Origin of the sequence: Actinomadura sp. NPDC048955 (assembly GCF_040649435.1) — a bacterium.
GTDB classification, from domain to species: domain Bacteria; phylum Actinomycetota; class Actinomycetes; order Streptosporangiales; family Streptosporangiaceae; genus Spirillospora; species Spirillospora luteofluorescens.
Genome location: NZ_JBEZJI010000060.1, coordinates 15,809 through 31,608 on the forward strand (window position 1 = coordinate 15,809; position 15,800 = coordinate 31,608).

Consider the following 15,800-nt stretch of genomic DNA (forward strand, 5'->3'; position numbering starts at 1 on the left):
GGATCAGCCCGGCTCGGGCTCCGGCCGCAGCGTCGCGGACCGGAGCCCGGTCAGGGTCAGCGCCAGCGCCAGCGCGAGGACGGCGCTGACCGTCCCGTACAGGACGATGGCGGCGCCCGGGGCGAGGTACCGGCCGAGCGCCCCGGCGCCGAGCGATCCGATGGCGCCGCCGCCCGTCTCCTGCGCCGACCACAGCGCGTTCACCCGTCCGAGATGCGAGTCGGGCGTGTGGGACTGGATCAGCCCGTACCGCAGGATCTCCTCGATCGACTGGACGAACCCGTAGACGAACAGGATCGCGACGGCGAGCGCCGGGTGACGGGCCAGACCGAGGCACGCGAGCGCGACGAACCCGGAGACGGACGCGACCAGCAGAGCCAGGCCCGGTGCGCGGGCCTGCCCGGCCCAGCCGCTCGTCAGCGAGGCCAGCACCGCCCCGCACGCCGGCGCCGCGAACAGCAGCCCGACCGTGGTGGCGCCGCCGTCCAGGCTCCGCATCGCGAACGCCGGCATCAGGACGGGGATGCCGCCGGCGACCATGAACAGCAGCCCGAGGAGCATCAGCGACCCGACGACCCGGTGCGAGGCGACGAAGCGGAACCCGTCCCAGACGGACTTCAGCGGATGGGCGTCCGCCCCCTCCACGGCGGCGGGCTTGAGCGGCGGCAGCCCGGTCAGTAGCGCGAGGGTGCCGAGCGTCCCGGCCGCCGCGGCCGCGTAGTTCCAGCCCACTCCGAACGCCGACACGACGAGCCCGCCGAGCGCGGGGGAGGCCATCGACCCGAGCCGGACCGTCAGCGCGTTCAGCGCCCCCGCCGCGACGAGCTTGTCGGGTGCGACCAGCGCGGGCGTCGCGGCCAGCAGCGCGGTGATGCTGACGCCGGTCATCAGACCGTCCCACGCCGCCAGCGCGTACAGGGCGGCCAGCGAGGGGGAGGGCAGGAACGCGTTGAGCGCCAGCAGGACGAACCCGATCCCGGCCGCCGCGCGCGCCCGCAGCATCAGGCGCCGCCGGTCATGCCGGTCGGCCAGCACCCCGCCCCACAGGAAGCCCGCGAGGAGCGCGAACCCCTCGGCGGCGGAGACCCCGCCCACATGCACGGTGGACCCGGTGAGGTCGTACACCTGCACCGGAAGGGCCACCGCCAGCATGCCGATCCCGAAGACCGAGACGGTGCGGGCGATGAACACGTTGCGGAACGGCACGCTGTCGCGCAGCGGCCCGACGTCGATGACCAGTCGCCGGAGCATCCTCGGGGTTCTCCTCTGCCGATCGAGTAGCTAAGGTTAGCCTAGCCTTAGTTGATCGTGAGAAAGAGGAGCCGTGCAGCGGACGCTGATGAACGGGAAGATCCACCGGGCGACCGTCACCCAGGCGGACCTGCACTATGTGGGCTCGCTGACGATCGACGCCGACCTGATGGCCGCCGCCGACATCGTGGAGGGCGAGCAGGTCCACCTCGTCGACATCGACAACGGCGCCCGGCTCGTCACCTACGCCATCACCGGCGAGGCGGGCAGCGGGGTCATTGGGATCAACGGCGCGGCCGCCCGCCTCGTCCAGCCCGGCGACCTGGTGATCATCATCACCTACGCGGGCGTGCAGGACCCGTCCCGGCACGAGCCCCGCGTCGTCCACGTCGACGCCGCGAACCGCATCGTCGCCCTCGGCTCCGACCCGTCCGAGCCGGTCCCCGGCGCCCCCGCCCAGCTCGCGGGGCGGTGACCGTGGACGGCGTCACCCCCTGGCCCGCCGGCCTCGAAGCCCGCTACAAGGCCGAGGGCTACTGGACCGACCGCCTCCTCGGGGACGTCCTGCGCGGCGATCCCGCCGCGCTCGCCCTGGTCGCGGGCGACGACCGCCTCACCTACGCCGACCTGGACGCCCGCGCCGCCCGCACCGCCGCCGGCCTCCTCGCGCTCGGCCTGCGCCGCGGTGATCGCGTGGTCGTCCAGCTTCCGAACACCACGGGCTTCGTCGTCGCCTTCCTCGCCCTCGTCCGCATCGGCGCCGCGCCCGTGCTCGCGCTCCCCGCGCACCGCGAGAGCGAGATCCGCTACCTCTGCGAGCTCTCCGAGGCCCGCGCCTACCTCTGCGCCGACCGCGACGGCGACTTCGACTACCGCGAGCTGGCCCGCACGCTCCCCGTGCACCACGTGATCGTCGAAGGCGAAGCCGAGGAGTTCACCTCCCTGGCCTCCGTCGACGCCGAGCCGGTAGTGGCCCCCGCCCCCGACCCGTCCGACGTCGGCGTCTTCCTTCTCTCCGGCGGCACCACCGGCCTGCCGAAGCTGATCCCCCGGACGCACCGCGACTACGTCTACAACCTGGAGGCCAGCGCCGAACTGTGCGGCTTCGACCGTGGCACGGTCTACCTGGTCGTCCTCCCGGCCGCGCACAACTTCGCCCTGGCCTGCCCCGGAATCCTCGGCGTCTTCGCCACGGGCGGCACGGTCGTCCTCGCACCCTCCGGCGCCCCGGACGAGGCGTTCCCTCTCATCGAGCGCGAGCGAGCCACCGTCTGCGCGGTCGTCCCCCCGATCGCCCTCCTCTGGCTGGACGCGGTGACCTGGTCGGACGAGGACCTCTCGTCCCTGGATCTGCTCCAGGTCGGCGGCGCCAAGCTCGCCGCCGGACGCGCCGCGGAGATCCCGGACGCCCTGGGCTGCCAGGTCCAGCAGGTCTTCGGCATGGCCGAGGGCCTCCTCAACTACACCCGTCTGGACGACCCCCGCGACCTGATCGAGCGGACCCAGGGGCGGCCGCTCTCCCCGGGCGACGAGGTCCGCGTCGTCGACGAAGACGGCAAGCAGGTGTCCCCGGGCGAAGTGGGCGAGCTCCTCACCCGAGGCCCGTACACTCTCCGCGGCTACTATCGCGCCCCCGAGCACAACGCCCGTTCCTTCACCCCGGACGGCTTCTACCGCACAGGCGACCTCGTCAGGGAGTTGCCGTCCGGCCACCTCATCGTCGAGGGCCGCGAGAAGGACCAGATCAACCGGGGCGGCGACAAGATCTCCGCCGAGGAGCTGGAGAACCACCTCCTGGCCCACCCGGCGGTCCACGACGCGGCCGTGGTCGGCGTCCCCGACCCGGTGATGGGTGAGCGCACCTGCGCCTTCCTGATCATCAGGGAGGGCGGGGAGGCGCCCGGCCTGCGCGAGCTCAAGGACTTCCTTCGCACCCGGGGCGTCGCCGCCTACAAGCACCCCGACCGCCTGGAGACGGCCCCCGCGTTCCCCCGGACCCCGGTCGGGAAGATCAGCAAGAAGGCGCTCGCCGCCCGCCTCCGATAAGACCGCCACCGGTTCGTCGCCCGGTGTTCACCGTTTCGCGCGAACGCCGCGGGCCGAGTCGGCATCCTAATAGACAATCATGTCTATTAGGTGGGAGAGGTCTGTGGCACCCGATCCGCTGGGTCCCGGTGATCCGTCCAAGCTCGGCGACTACCTTCTCGCGGGGCGGCTCGGCGCCGGCGGGCAGGGGGTCGTCTACGAGGGCTACGGCCCGGACGGCGTGCGGGTCGCGGTCAAGACGCTCCACGGCGACTACTCCGCCGCGCACCGCGACCTGTTCGTCCGCGAGGTCGAGGCGGTGCGGCGCGTCTCGCAGTTCTGCACGGCGCGCGTCCTCGCCGTCGACCTCGACGACGCCGTCCCGTACGTCGTCAGCGAGTACGTCGCGGGCCCGACCCTCCAGCAGGCGGTCGACGAGGACGGCCCGTACAAGCCGGACGACCTGTACCGGCTGGCGGTCGGGATCGCGACCGCGCTGATCACCGTCCACCGTGCGGGCGTCGTCCACCGCGACCTGAAGCCCGCCAACGTGCTGCTCGGACCGGACGGCCCCCGCGTCATCGACTTCGGGATCGCCCGCACCGAGGACATGTCCCAGAGCGCGACCGGGATGAAGGGGACGCCCCGGTACATGGCGCCCGAGGTGTTCCAGGGTGAGAGCCCCGGACCCGCCGTCGACGTCTGGGCCTGGGGCGCCACGATCCTGTTCGCCGCGTCCGGCCGCACCCCGTTCAGCGGCGAGTCCCTGCCCAAGCTGATGCACTCCGTGCTGAACACCGAACCGGACACCGCGACGGTCCCCGAGCGGCTGCGGCCCATGGTCGAAGCCGCGCTGGCCAAGGACCCCGAACGGCGTCCCGACGCCCCGGACCTGCTCCTCGACCTGCTCGGCGGGGGGCCCGACGCGGACCTTCTGGAGCAGGGCGAGCGGGAGGCCCGCGCCGTCCGCGCGCCGAAGCCCGCGTCCCTGCCGCTGGGCGAGCGCGCCGAAGAGGCGATGCGCAGCCTCGGCCCGGAGGCCCAGCAGGCCGTCCCGCAGATCCTGCTGCGGATGGTGTCGGCCGAAGACGACCTCGTCCGCCCGGCGGCGCGCGCCGAGTTCAGCGACGGCCGCACGCCGGAACCGGTCGTCGACGCCGTCCTCACGGCGTTCACGCGGGCTGGGCTGCTCACCTGGGACGGGCAGCGCATCACCCTCGCCTCCCCGGCGCTCCTGCGCGCGTGGCCGCGGCTGCGCGACTGGGCCGCCGCCGAACGGCCGGGCCTGGACGTCCACCAGGAACTCGCCGAGGGAGCGCGGCTGTGGGACGCGCACGGCCGCAAACCCGGCGACCTCCTCCAGGGGACCCGGCTCGAACGCGCGATGACCTGGGCCGTCGGCGGCAGCCGCGCGCTGCGGCCGAACGCGCTGGAACAGGCGTTCCTGGACGCCGGGCGCGCGTCCGTCCGCCGCCGGTCCACCCTGCGGACGGCGGTCTCCGGAGTCCTCGCCGTCCTGCTGCTGGTGACGCTCGTCGCGGGCGTCCTCGTCTTCCAGCAGAGCCGCACCGTCGCCCGCCAGCGCGACGACGCGGAGGCCCGCCGCCTGGCGGCCGTGGCGATGGCCACCCGCAAGAGCGACCCGAGGACCGCCCGCCGCCTGGCCATCGCCGCCGGCGCCCTCTCGAACACCAAGGAGACCCGGGAGGCGCTGGTCGCGCTCCGCTACCAGTGGGAGAGCGACGTCTTCATCCCGCCCGGCGTGAGCGCCACGACCCGGCGGCAGCCGTCGCCGGGCGGCCGCGTCCTCGCCGTCGTGGACGGCGGAAAGGCCAGTGTCTGGAACATCGACTCCCACGCCAGACTGCACCAGTTCACCATCACCGGCACCGACACCCTCGATCTCGTCGTCACCGACGACGCGCGCACCATGGTCACCTGGGCGGATGACGGGACGGCCCGCGTCTGGGACACCTCGTCCGGCAGGGAACGCGGCAGGCTCCCCATCGGCAGGGCCGGCACCAACGCGAAGATCTTCGACGGGATCGACCTGAGCCCCTCCGGGCACCTCCTGCTCGCCGGCAACCGCGACGCCCGCACCGTCTGGGACCTGCGGACCCTCCGGCGGGTACCGCTGAGCTGGACGCGCCCGAAGGACGGCGCCGAGATCCTCGCGGCCGACGCCGGCGACCAGCTCATCGCGGGCGTCACCCCGCAGGGCGCGGTGCACGTCGACCAACTCGCGGCCAGGGCGACGATCGCGCTGCCCCGCCTCGACAAGGCGCTCAAGGGGAGGTACGTCAGCGCGGCCAGACTGAGCCCGGACGGATCGCTGCTCGCCGTCGCGGCCACCCCGGCCGCGGGCAAGAAGACAGAGATCCTCCTCTGGAAGCTCGGCGCGGACGAGCAGTACCTGAGGCTCGGACCCGCGAACTCCTACTCGTCCCTGGCCTTCAGCGACGACGGCGGCTACCTGGCGCAGGCCAGGACCATGTGGCGGCTCAAGGACGGCGGCGCCACCCAGTCCACCCCCGACGAACCCATGATCCGCTACGCGCCGACCGCGGACTGCGCCCTGGTCCGCTTCGTGGAGAAACGCGCGCTGCGCTGCGTCGAACCGGCGACCGGCCAGGTCTCGTCCCTCGACATCAGCACCTTCCTGAGCACCCAGGTCGTCCAGGGAAGCGGCCTGTTCCAGGACACGGCCATCTCCGCTGACGCGTCGACCATGGTGTACCGCGGCGGAGGCTCCGTGCACTTCTGGGACGTCCGACGAAAGCAGGCCGTCAACCGAGGGTTCAACCTTTCGTCCGACTACGAGTACTCAGGCAACGGCAACGACCTCGCCCTCAGCGCGGACGGCGGGCGGCTCGCCATCTACAAGAACGCCCGCACGGTCACCGTCACCGACGCCAAGAAGTTCGCCAAGCTCGGCGACGTGACGCTGCCCCGGCCCACCGACAGGATCCAGGCCATGGCCATGTCCCCGGACGGCCGCGGCCTGGCCCTCCTGGTCCGCCGCGGCACCGCGGGAGAACTCCAGTTCTGGGACGCGAAGAAACTCCGGCTGACTCGCGCGGTGCCGTCCTCAGCCGACACATTCGTCAAACGCATCGTCTTCCGCCCGGACGGCAAGGCCCTCATGACGGACGGCAAGTCCGGCATGATCGAGTACCCTTCCGGCCGCGTCCTGGCCAGAAGCGACGACACCTTCCTCAACACCCTTCTCACTATGAGCCGCGACGGCCGGACGATCGTGAGCGCCGAGGGAACCGAGGCGGACCAGAAAGTCCTCCTCACCGACGGCAGGACGCTCCGCTCGCGCGGCCTGATCCTGCGCGGCCACAAGAGCTACGTCAGGGCCGCCGCACTCTCCCCGGACGGCACCCTCCTCGCCACCGGCGACGAACTGGGTCAGATCCGCCTGTGGGAAGTCGAATCCGGCCGCCCCTACGCCCTGCCCCTGACCGGCCACCAATCCGAGATCGGCGCCCTGGCGTTCTCCTCGGACGGACGAACCCTCACCAGCACCGCCGAAGCCGGCACCCTCCTCACCCACGACCTGGCCCCCGCCCTCACCAGAGCGGCCCTCTGCCAGAACACCACCGGCGGCCTGACCAGAAAGGAATGGCGAGAAGCCCTCCCCACCCTCGACTACCGCCCCACCTGCCCTTGACGTCGCCCAGCGCGCGGGTCTCGACAAGACCGGCCAGCCATCCGATGAATGCGTGCCTGGAGCCTTCTGGTCAGTCCTTCGTCAACCTATTCAGGCGGTTTCACGCTCCCACCACCGAATCGGCTTGCCCGTCCCGCCCCGAACCCGCCGAAAGGATCACCTCGAGGGGCAGGTGCTGTTCCGGGAAGCGGACGTAGGGGTAGGAGACCGAGTGCCGTCGCGGCGTTGAGTCCGATGGTGCCCGCGGGGTCTACCTCCCGACCCGTACAACCGATCGACCGAGCTTCGGGAGCAGGACATGGGCCTCATTGACATAGAGCTGTTCGCAACCCTCGACCTCGTCGCGCAGTCGCCCGGCGGCCCCGACGAGGACCCGGCCGGGTTCCCGTTCGGCGGTTGGCAGGCGCCGCTGATGGACGAGGTCACCGGCGCGCAGATCGGTGCCGCGTACGAGGGCACGGACGCCCTGCTGCTCGGCCGGCGGACCTACGACATCTTCGCCGCCTACTGGCCGCACCAGGAAGGCGGCGAGGACAACGAGATCGCCGCTCTCTTCAACACCGTCCCGAAGTACGTGGCCTCCCGAGGCAGGCCCGACCTCTCATGGGCCGGTTCCACCCAGCTCGGCCCGGACCTGGCCGCAGCGGTCCGCGAGATCCGCGACCGCCACGAGCACATAAAGGTCGTCGGAAGCCTGAACCTGGTGCAGACCCTCCTGCGCGAGAAGCTCTTCGACCGCCTCGACCTCTGGGTCTACCCGATAGTGCTCGGCGTCGGAAAGAAGGTCTTCGACGGCGGCGAGGTCCCCACGAACCTCACCCTCCAAGAACCACCGTCAGCCGCCCCGAACGGCACCGTCCACCTACGCTACGCCCTGGCCGAAGGCACCCCCGAGACAGGCGACATGAGTGCCCTCGACCGCGGTGCCGCCCCCAACGACTGACCCCGCCCGTGAGATCTGGTGGCCACAGCCCGGCTGCGCCCGGCGTCCAGAGACGCTCGAACGACGGCGAGGCGGGCCTCCCCGCCGCCACGTCACGCAGAGCCGGACTTCCGGCTCTGGATCCAGGGCGCAGCGGAGGGGCCGCGTGGTGGCGCCGGCGCGCGGCCGAAACAGCCGAGACCGATTCGACCTGACCGGCACAGGGATCGAACACTCCCGGGGCAGATCGTCGTCTGCCCCGGGAGTTCAACGGATGTAGCCGTTCACGACCATCGGCAGCGACGCGTCCAGACCCGCCATGTTCAGCACGCCTTCATCGCGGGGATCGCCGATGGTGTGCCCGTTCGCGGCCATCGCCGCGAGCACGACCCGGACGTTGCCGTTGACGGTCTGGCGGTAGGCGTCGAGAGCCTGCGACGCGTGCTGCCGTCCAGCCCACGTCTCGTTGTCGGTGAACACCACCATCCCGTCCACTCCAAGACGCTGACGCAGCGCCCACTGGAATGGCAGCGACAGATCCGTGCCGCCGCCCGAGGGCCGCCACCGGGAGATCTCCCGCAGGTTCGTGCGCGCCGTCACCTTGGATGCGTGGACCTGGGTGTCGACGTCGATGACGTGGCAGTTGCCGCGCTCGACCCGGTTCAGGATTACCGCCATCGCGTTCGCGACCTCGTAGCAGGACCCGAGCGGCGCACCACCCGAGGTGATGTGGCGGAAGCTCATGGACCCGGAGGAGTCCACCGCCACCAGCAGGCGCCGACCGGACGGCTCCATGTGCCCGAACGACTTCTCGTACGCCTCTTCGAGCGCGTCGGCGATGGCCGGGACCGGCGACCAGTGCTGCACTTCGGCGCGCGGGTGCGGCTGCGCGCGACCGGCCCCGTACACGCGCAGCGCGAGGAACAGGTCCATCGGGTGGATCCGGGCCTTCGCGAGCGCGCCGGCGGCGGTGAGCCGGTCCGCGGCGCGGCGGGTCGCGTCACCCATCGGCGTCAGCGTCCCTATCCGAGTCATCCGGGACAGGTTCCGAAGCAGCGCGGTCATCCCGATGGTGTCGACGAGCTCGTCCCACACATCCGGCTCGGTGAGAACCGCGTCCGGGAGGAACTCCCACGGCACGCCCCGGGACCGCACCACCTCGATCGCGTCGACCGGGCCGGTGACGGCCTGCGCGGTGAGGAACGCGTCCACTGCGGGCACGTGCGCGCGGACGTCGTCGTCGGAGACGTTCCCGGCGATCCACCCGAACAGCGCACGCCGCGCCGGGGAGTCGGCCTTGGGGTGCGCGATGCGGAGCGCGTCCCGCAGCGCGAACGCCTCCCCGGCCGGGGTCCTGCGCTGCCGAGCCTTGCACACTCGCCACGCGACCTGGTCGACGTCACCGTTGAGGAACCACGACGCGAGCGCGGTCCGCATCGCCCGCCCGATCACAGGCGCGGTGCCGCTACCGCTGGCCTTGCCGCCGAGGTTCTTCCAGTACCCGAAGAACGACGCGAGGTGGTCCGTGGTCCGCGCGACCTGCGCCAGCGATGCCTTTACGGCCTGCCGGGTGCCGGCGTCGCCACGTGCCGCCGCGGCGGCCAGGACGAACAGCGCGGGACGGTTCTTCGGAGCACGCGGCGGGCGTGCCGTGGAGACCTCCGTCGCGAGGTTGACGGCCCGGACACCGTCCGCGGCGACCGCGTCGAACACGACCTGCGCGTTGTCCGCGGTGAGCCTGTCTTCACCGACGTAGTAGGTGCCGCCGGTGGTGCCGAGGATGAGGAAGTCCTCCAGTCGCGTCCACAGGTCCTTGGCGAAGCCGTAGCCGCCCGCGTTGTTGCGGACCTGCTCGGCCTCCCGGCCGGGAATCGGCCGGCTCTGCGCCGTCTGAAAGGTGGACACCGAAGCAAGAGGATCACGGGCCATCAATGGCCTCCAAGGAATTCGACCCGCCTCAGGGGCGGATGGGGGGGCGGAGCAAGCACACGGGGGAGGGCGGATGTGGTGGCGCCCACCGGGTTTTTAGTCCAATGCTCTTCCTGACTGAGCTACCACCCGACATTGCCGGGTGGGCAGGATTCGAACCTGCGACCGTTGGATCCGATAACCGACGGACTTCGACCCGCCCTTCCCCTGTGCTTTCAGCTCGACCCGTAGGGCCGGGTACACGCACGGATGTGGGAACGACCACCGGGCTGCATCTTTTCGAAAGAGATAACCGATGGTCTTCGACCCGTGCACGCACCGGACCCGACGCGCTGATCAGAAGGTAGCCCGCTTCTAAACCGCTCGCATCTGAATATCGGCAGGACTTGTCCGCAGCGGCGGTGAGGCGGTCACGGTCCTGGCCGTGGCCGCCAATGCCGGGGGCGTAGTCGCCCCCTGACCGCCCGTCACTCCCCGAAGCCCTCGCTTGGCCGACGCGGGGGCCCGGCCCAGCGGACCAAGTTGTGGAACAGCTCCGCCTGCTCGACAGCGTCGTCCAGCGCGTTGTGCGTGTGCGGTCGGTCGGACAGCAGCTCGGAGGGCATCTGGCGTTTGGTCGAACGGCTGATCGGAGTGCCCGCCTTGGTGGCGTACATGCTCTTGAGGTCCAGGTGCCGGGAGTGGCCGAACGGAGACCCAGCCCCGGTGAACCGCGTCCAGTACCAGTACAGGAACATCCAGTCGAAGCCGAGCGGGTAGGCCACCAGCACTGCCGTGGCGTCAGCCGAGGCCGCCGCCGCCCTCACCCAGCCGGCGGCTGCGCTCATCGCCTCACCCGGCTCACGGCCCTCGACGGCGAGCCGGCCGCGGTCCAGACCACTGATGGCCAAAGCCTCCGGCACGTAGTCGTCGCTGATCGGTTTCAGCTCCGCGTAGAACGTGGTCTCAACCGGATCAACCGGCCTGAACCCGACCCCATCAAAAGTCCCGCACACGCTCATGCCAAAACTCAGCATGGAATACGGTCCCGGAATCGGCCCATCGGCCTCCACATCAACCGAAATGTATGCCTCGCGCTTACCCATAAATGATCAGCGATCTTCCTCAAAGAGCTGTGAGCGGATTGAGATCCGGGAGCAGGTCTCATCTGCCGCTGAAAAGGTGTTCGGCTGTGCGTCGGGGAGTTGACTATGTCAGTGTGAACGTTGGGTTGGGATTTGGTGTGGTTCGAATAGAAGGATCTTGGACGAGGAGCACGGATGGCCGGCCCCCCACTCGGCCGTCCTCCTTGAAGACGATGGGAACGCCGCCCGGGGCGGCATAAGAGCTGTCGTTGTCCACGATGAATTCGCGGGCGCCGACGTTGAAGACATAGAATTCGTCGTTCTCGGTGATCAAGCGATCATCCAGGCAGAAGGTTCCCATCGTCCAGCCGGGCTCGAAATGTTCGCGGATTATCTCGCGAGCCTGCTCGTAGGTCACGGCCATGCCTTGCCTCCGATCGGTAGGTTCAGATCAGGGTTCGAAGAGAGGATCTGTCTGATTCTTGGGTGGTGTTGGGCGGTCGTCAACCCGAAGATACTCGGGGGAGTGTCCCATGGTGAAGTAGTACTCGGCGTCCTGGACGGGAGGTTTGGGTTGACCGTCAACAAAGCGAACTTTTCCTCCCACGTTCTCCACGCTGAAGACGTGCGAGCCGAAGTAAGGGGCGTTCCAGGCGATGTGGATGATGCCCCGCGCCCCTGGCTCTTTGAACGCCTCCTCGATTTCAGCCTTGGTTCCACGGGTGAACGTGCCGCCCCACGCCTGCTCGATGGTGCTCAAGGGTCGGCCGCCTGGCCCGCCCTCGTCAGATCGCAGGGGCTTCTCCAGTGGACCGGCCGCTACTTCGTGTCCGCGTCGTCGCAACTCGTTAGCCTGTACGACACCGGTGCAGTTCTCAGAATAGGCCGTGCTGGCCGCGTCATAATTAGGGTTGATTTTGCTCAGGGTCTGGTCGATCTCGGTGTCAACCTTCTCGTCGGCAAGTTGAGCTAGTTCAGCGCCGAGGTCCAGTTGCTGGTCGATCTCGCTCTTGCTGCCCGCGACGGCGGCCGGGGACTCTGAACTCGCCTCGGATTTGCTCAGGCGGTTCTCGCCTTGAGGGTCGACTTCGATTTCGCCAATTTGGGGCGAAGGCCTCCGGGCGGAGTCTCCTTCTTCTGACTCCATGGCTTGGTTGGCGGCAGGTGCGTCTTGAACAACCTGCTCCATGGCGGTTTCCGGCCCGGAAGCATCAATGCCGGGGGCTTGACCTTCTTCCTGGGGGGTGCCGACTTCCAGCGGGGCAAGTGCGTCCGATGATTGCGGGGTTGCCTCAGGCCGACTGCCTTCCGAGCCTTCGCCGCCCCGTTCGCCGGCGGTTTTGCTGGAGGCCGCGGTGGCAGGCTGGTGTCCAGCGTCCCCCGGCCGTGACGTCTCGGTGGTCTCAGCCTCGCCGGTCTTGGCCCACGTGCCACTGGTCTGATCTGTCGCTTCAGGTTTTGCTTCACTCTGGGTCTTCTGCTGCCCTACAGAGGAAGGGTCGATGTCCTTGGCGGCCTCTGTCTCGGCCGGTGGTGCTGGATCCTCGGCGGTGACCTCGGTCTTCTCGACCACGTGGCCTTCCGTCTGCCCGGTGTCCGGGTCTCCACAGGGTTCGCCGTTCTCGACCTCGGGCTCGGTGCTTTCCTCCGCCGTCTTGGTTACCTCTGCCCCCCGCCCTTCGATGGGAGACGACTTCGTCTCTTTGTCTTTAGGCTGTTCTGTGCCCGTTTCAGGCGGGGCCGGCTGTCGGCTCTCCAACTCGGCTGCGCGTGCTAGTTGGGCTTCGCGGGCCGCGCGGAGGCTTTCCAGACGGGACGGAGTGCCGGGCTGTCCGGGACGGTCGGGCGGTGGTGCCGGAGGCTGGTCCTGGGCGGAGGGTTTGTCAGTGCCCGCAACGCGGGTGTCGATTCCGCCGGACTGCTCGATGCCCACGCTGTCGATCCTCTCCGCCGGGGGGACGGAGACCTGCTCCGCCGTCGACCTGACAGCGGACGTACCGTCCTTTTTGTCTCACCTTGGACAGGTTCCGGCGGGCGTGCGGGGGCGGCCTCCGGAGACGCCACAGCCCATGTAAGCGCGAACGTTCCGTATTTGCACGTTCAGATTTCACACATGCGCGGCTGCCTCATCCGTTTCGGTGGAGTAGTCGAAGGGAGACCGGTCGTGCGGCGGAGGGGCGAGGATTCGGAGGACGATCAGCGCTTGAATGTCGGGCTATCCAACGAATCCGCATGCCGGGGACGCGACTGTTGGTGACCTACGTATGGAGTGCTGTCTACTTCGCGCTGGGTCCACCCGCAGAACCAGGGGCAAGGAACTCCCTCCGGTAGTACGTCCGGATCGTCAGATGAGTCTCCGACTGGGGTTGCGCCGAGTGGTGGGGTGACACGGCCGAACCCGAAAGCGACGGTTCCTGGCACTGGTTCGGCGTCGACCGCTCCCGAGGAGGGACGTACGTCCCGGAAGGCGGCTTCACCAAGTCCCACGACTGAGGAGCCGCCGGTCACCGAGGAGCCGAGTTCAACTGGAGAGCCATCCGCAGAAGGACCGCCGGAAGAGAAGACGTCGGGTGAGGGGACGCCCAGTGACGAGTTGCGGCCGGGCGGGCGGCGTGGCTCGGATCTCGATCCCCGGTTCGGCACGTGCAAGGAGGCCAACGCCCACGGTTACGGCCCCTACGTGAAGGGCACCGATCCTGAGTACCGCTGGTACACCGATCGCGATCAGGACGGTATCGATTGCGAACCGGCCCACAGTCGGACGCCCTGAAGAGATCAGTTGGCCTGGCAGGTGGGGCACCAGACCGTTCTGCGGCCGGAGAGGCGGCGGTTTTCCAGAGGGGTGCCGCAGCGGGGGCAGGTGGGGGTCTGGGTGTCTCGGGCTCCGGTCAGCCAGGTTTTTCTGGGTGGGACGCGTTCGGCCTTGAGGGAGTCGCGGAGGACGCGGTGCAGTGCTCGGTGGAGGGTGGTGACTTCGGGGGCGGTCAGGTCGCGGGCGGGGCGTAGGGGGTTGATGCGGGCTTGCCAGCAGATCTCGTCGGCCAGGAGGTTGCCCAGGCCCGCGATGATCGTCTGGTCCGTGAGGGTTGTCTTGAGGCGGCCTCGGTGGGCGCCGAGGGTGGCGGTCAGGTCGTCGCGGGAGAGGTCCAAGGCGTCCGGGCCCAGGTTCTCGACGGTTTCGTCGGCCTCCTCGCTGTTGGCGGCCAGGTGGACGCCCTGGAGTTTGCGCATGTCGCGGAAGCGGAGTTCGCCGTCGGGAAGTGCCCAGATGACGCGGTCGTGGCGGTGGCGCGGGTCGTCCGAGGGGTGCCAGGTGAGGGAGCCCGTCATGCCGAAGTGGAGCAGGACGACGGGGCCCTGCGCCGGGGCTAGCAGCCACTTGCCGTGGCGGTGCGGTTCTTCGAAGCGGTGGCCGCGCAGTGACGTGCTCAGGCGCCGGGCGGTGACTCCGCGGAGGACGCCGGGGTCGAGCACCGACACCGAGGCGATCGGCTCGCCGGTGTGTTCGGCGAGCACCCGGCGGAACCCTTCGACGTCAGGAAGTTCCGGCATGGCGGGTTCCTACCCGCCGGCGGCTCAGATCCGCGGGACGACGTGCGGTGCGATGCTGGAGAGCTTCTCGCAGGTCTCCTCGTATTCGCGGTCGGGGGTCGATGCGCTGACGATGCCCGCGCCGGCGCGCAGCCATGCCCGGCCGTTCTCGGCGTAGAGGGCGCGGAGGACGAGGGCGGAGTCCAGCGCGCCGTCGTGGGAGACGGTGACGACGGCGCCCGAGTACAGGCCGCGGTGCTCCTCCAGGCGGGTGATGGCCTCGATCGCCTCGGGCTTCGGGATGCCGGACGCGGTGACGCCGGGGAAGAGGGCGTCCAGGGCGTCCCACGCGGTGCGGCCGGGGGAGAGGGTGCCGCTGACGCTGGAGCCCAGGTGCTGGACGCTGCCGCGCTCCTTCACCGTCATGAAGCCGGTGACGTGGACGGAATCCTGGTCGCAGATCCGGTAGAGCTCCTCCTGGGACGTGCGGACGGAGACGGCGTGCTCGTAGATCTCCTTGGGGTCGGTCTCCAGGTCGTGGCGGGTGCGGGCGTCGGTGTCGGCGCCGAGGCCGAAGGCGCGGGTGCCGGCCAGGGGCTGGGTCATGACGTGCCCCGAGGCGTCGACGCTCGCGAGTACCTCGGGGCTGAATCCGGTGGCCTGGAAACCGTCCAGGTCGAGCAGGAACGAGCGGGCCGGGGTGTTGGCCTCGCGGCCTCGGACGTAGGTCGAGACGACGTCGACCGGGTGGGGGATGTCCAGGCGGCGCGACACGATGACCTTCTGGTAGCGGCCCGCGTGGATTTCGCCCACGGCCTCGGCGACGCGCTCGCGGTAGGGGGCACCGTCGGCCCTGACGTCGACGGGGGAGGGCTCGCCGACGGAATGGCCGTCCGGCTTGGCCAGCAGTTCGGTGAGCTGCTCGACGTCCGCTTCGTCCACGCCGGTGACGGTGACGCGGCCGTTCTCGGCCCGTACTTCGGCGCGGGGGACGATCAGGTGCGCGAGTCTTCCGGCGGGACGAGGCGCGGCGAACTCGAACGCGATCCAGCCGTAGGCGTTCCAGACGGGCAGGGGCGCGTCGGCGAACGTGTCGCGGAGCGCGTCGGAGGGGCGCCCCGCCCAGGAACGGGTGGTCGGGGCCTGGCCCGGCCAGTGGGCGCGGACGGTGCCGGAGTCGAGGACGACCTCGGCGAGCATGCCGCCCGCGAACGTCCATGAGCCGGGACGCTCGTAGACGACGTAGTCGTCGAACAGGCCCGATCCGGCCAGGCGGGCCATGAGGGCGAGCGGCGCCGAGGCATGCTCGACGGCCGGCTCGGCGGGGTTGGCGTCGGTGCGCAGACCAGTGGACAAGGCAGCTCCCTTTCGCGGCCGGAAGGTCAAACTTAGGTAAGGCTAA

12 protein-coding genes are annotated in these 15,800 nt (G+C 70.0%); 5 read left to right on the forward strand and 7 right to left on the reverse strand.

What is annotated here, in order from left to right:
* Positions 1–3 precede the first annotated feature (3 nt).
* Positions 4–1,251 (reverse strand): enterobactin transporter EntS, encoded by a 1,248-nt coding sequence (gene entS / locus AB0C84_RS37115; RefSeq protein WP_361075342.1) that lies wholly within the window; start codon positions 1,249–1,251, stop codon positions 4–6.
* 73 nt (positions 1,252–1,324) lie between these two features.
* Between entS and panD the strand changes: the two genes are divergently transcribed.
* The 4 genes from panD to AB0C84_RS37135 all read left to right on the forward strand — a co-directional run bounded on the left by panD (position 1,325) and on the right by AB0C84_RS37135 (position 7,895).
* Positions 1,325–1,726 (forward strand): aspartate 1-decarboxylase, encoded by a 402-nt coding sequence (panD, locus tag AB0C84_RS37120; RefSeq protein WP_179848592.1) that lies wholly within the window; start codon positions 1,325–1,327, stop codon positions 1,724–1,726.
* A 2-nt stretch (positions 1,727–1,728) separates the two neighbouring features.
* Positions 1,729–3,297: an AMP-binding protein gene (locus tag AB0C84_RS37125; RefSeq protein WP_361075344.1), complete on the forward strand. Its 1,569-nt coding sequence runs from the start codon at positions 1,729–1,731 to the stop codon at positions 3,295–3,297.
* A 103-nt stretch (positions 3,298–3,400) separates the two neighbouring features.
* Positions 3,401–6,952: a serine/threonine-protein kinase gene (locus AB0C84_RS37130; protein ID WP_361075346.1), complete on the forward strand. Its 3,552-nt coding sequence runs from the start codon at positions 3,401–3,403 to the stop codon at positions 6,950–6,952.
* Between the two features lie 298 nt (positions 6,953–7,250).
* Positions 7,251–7,895, forward strand: a complete 645-nt coding sequence (locus AB0C84_RS37135; RefSeq protein ID WP_361075348.1) for a dihydrofolate reductase family protein — start codon at positions 7,251–7,253, stop codon at positions 7,893–7,895.
* A 246-nt stretch (positions 7,896–8,141) separates the two neighbouring features.
* Here the strand turns inward: AB0C84_RS37135 and AB0C84_RS37140 are convergent, their stop codons facing one another.
* The 4 genes from AB0C84_RS37140 to AB0C84_RS37155 all read right to left on the reverse strand — a co-directional run bounded on the left by AB0C84_RS37140 (position 8,142) and on the right by AB0C84_RS37155 (position 12,800).
* Positions 8,142–9,779 carry a TROVE domain-containing protein gene (locus AB0C84_RS37140; RefSeq protein ID WP_361075350.1) on the reverse strand — a complete coding sequence of 546 codons (1,638 nt, stop codon included), beginning with the start codon at positions 9,777–9,779 and terminating at the stop codon, positions 8,142–8,144.
* 491 nt (positions 9,780–10,270) lie between these two features.
* Positions 10,271–10,888 carry an exonuclease gene (locus AB0C84_RS37145; RefSeq protein WP_361075352.1) on the reverse strand — a complete coding sequence of 206 codons (618 nt, stop codon included), beginning with the start codon at positions 10,886–10,888 and terminating at the stop codon, positions 10,271–10,273.
* A 103-nt stretch (positions 10,889–10,991) separates the two neighbouring features.
* Positions 10,992–11,291 (reverse strand): hypothetical protein, encoded by a 300-nt coding sequence (locus AB0C84_RS37150; RefSeq protein ID WP_361075354.1) that lies wholly within the window; start codon positions 11,289–11,291, stop codon positions 10,992–10,994.
* A gap of 27 nt (positions 11,292–11,318) precedes the next feature.
* Positions 11,319–12,800, reverse strand: coding sequence for a hypothetical protein (locus AB0C84_RS37155; RefSeq protein WP_361075356.1), 1,482 nt, complete (start codon positions 12,798–12,800; stop codon positions 11,319–11,321).
* A gap of 450 nt (positions 12,801–13,250) precedes the next feature.
* Between AB0C84_RS37155 and AB0C84_RS37160 the strand changes: the two genes are divergently transcribed.
* On the forward strand, positions 13,251–13,637 hold the full coding sequence (locus AB0C84_RS37160) for an excalibur calcium-binding domain-containing protein (protein WP_361075358.1): 387 nt from the start codon (positions 13,251–13,253) through the stop codon (positions 13,635–13,637).
* Between the two features lie 5 nt (positions 13,638–13,642).
* Here the strand turns inward: AB0C84_RS37160 and AB0C84_RS37165 are convergent, their stop codons facing one another.
* Together AB0C84_RS37165 and AB0C84_RS37170 are read right to left on the reverse strand one after the other, a co-directional pair.
* A complete protein-coding gene (locus AB0C84_RS37165) occupies positions 13,643–14,419 on the reverse strand; it encodes a DNA-formamidopyrimidine glycosylase family protein (RefSeq protein ID WP_361075360.1) in 777 nt (258 codons plus the stop codon).
* A 24-nt stretch (positions 14,420–14,443) separates the two neighbouring features.
* Positions 14,444–15,754: a salicylate synthase gene (locus AB0C84_RS37170; RefSeq protein ID WP_361075361.1), complete on the reverse strand. Its 1,311-nt coding sequence runs from the start codon at positions 15,752–15,754 to the stop codon at positions 14,444–14,446.
* Between the last annotated feature and the right edge of the window lie 46 nt (positions 15,755–15,800).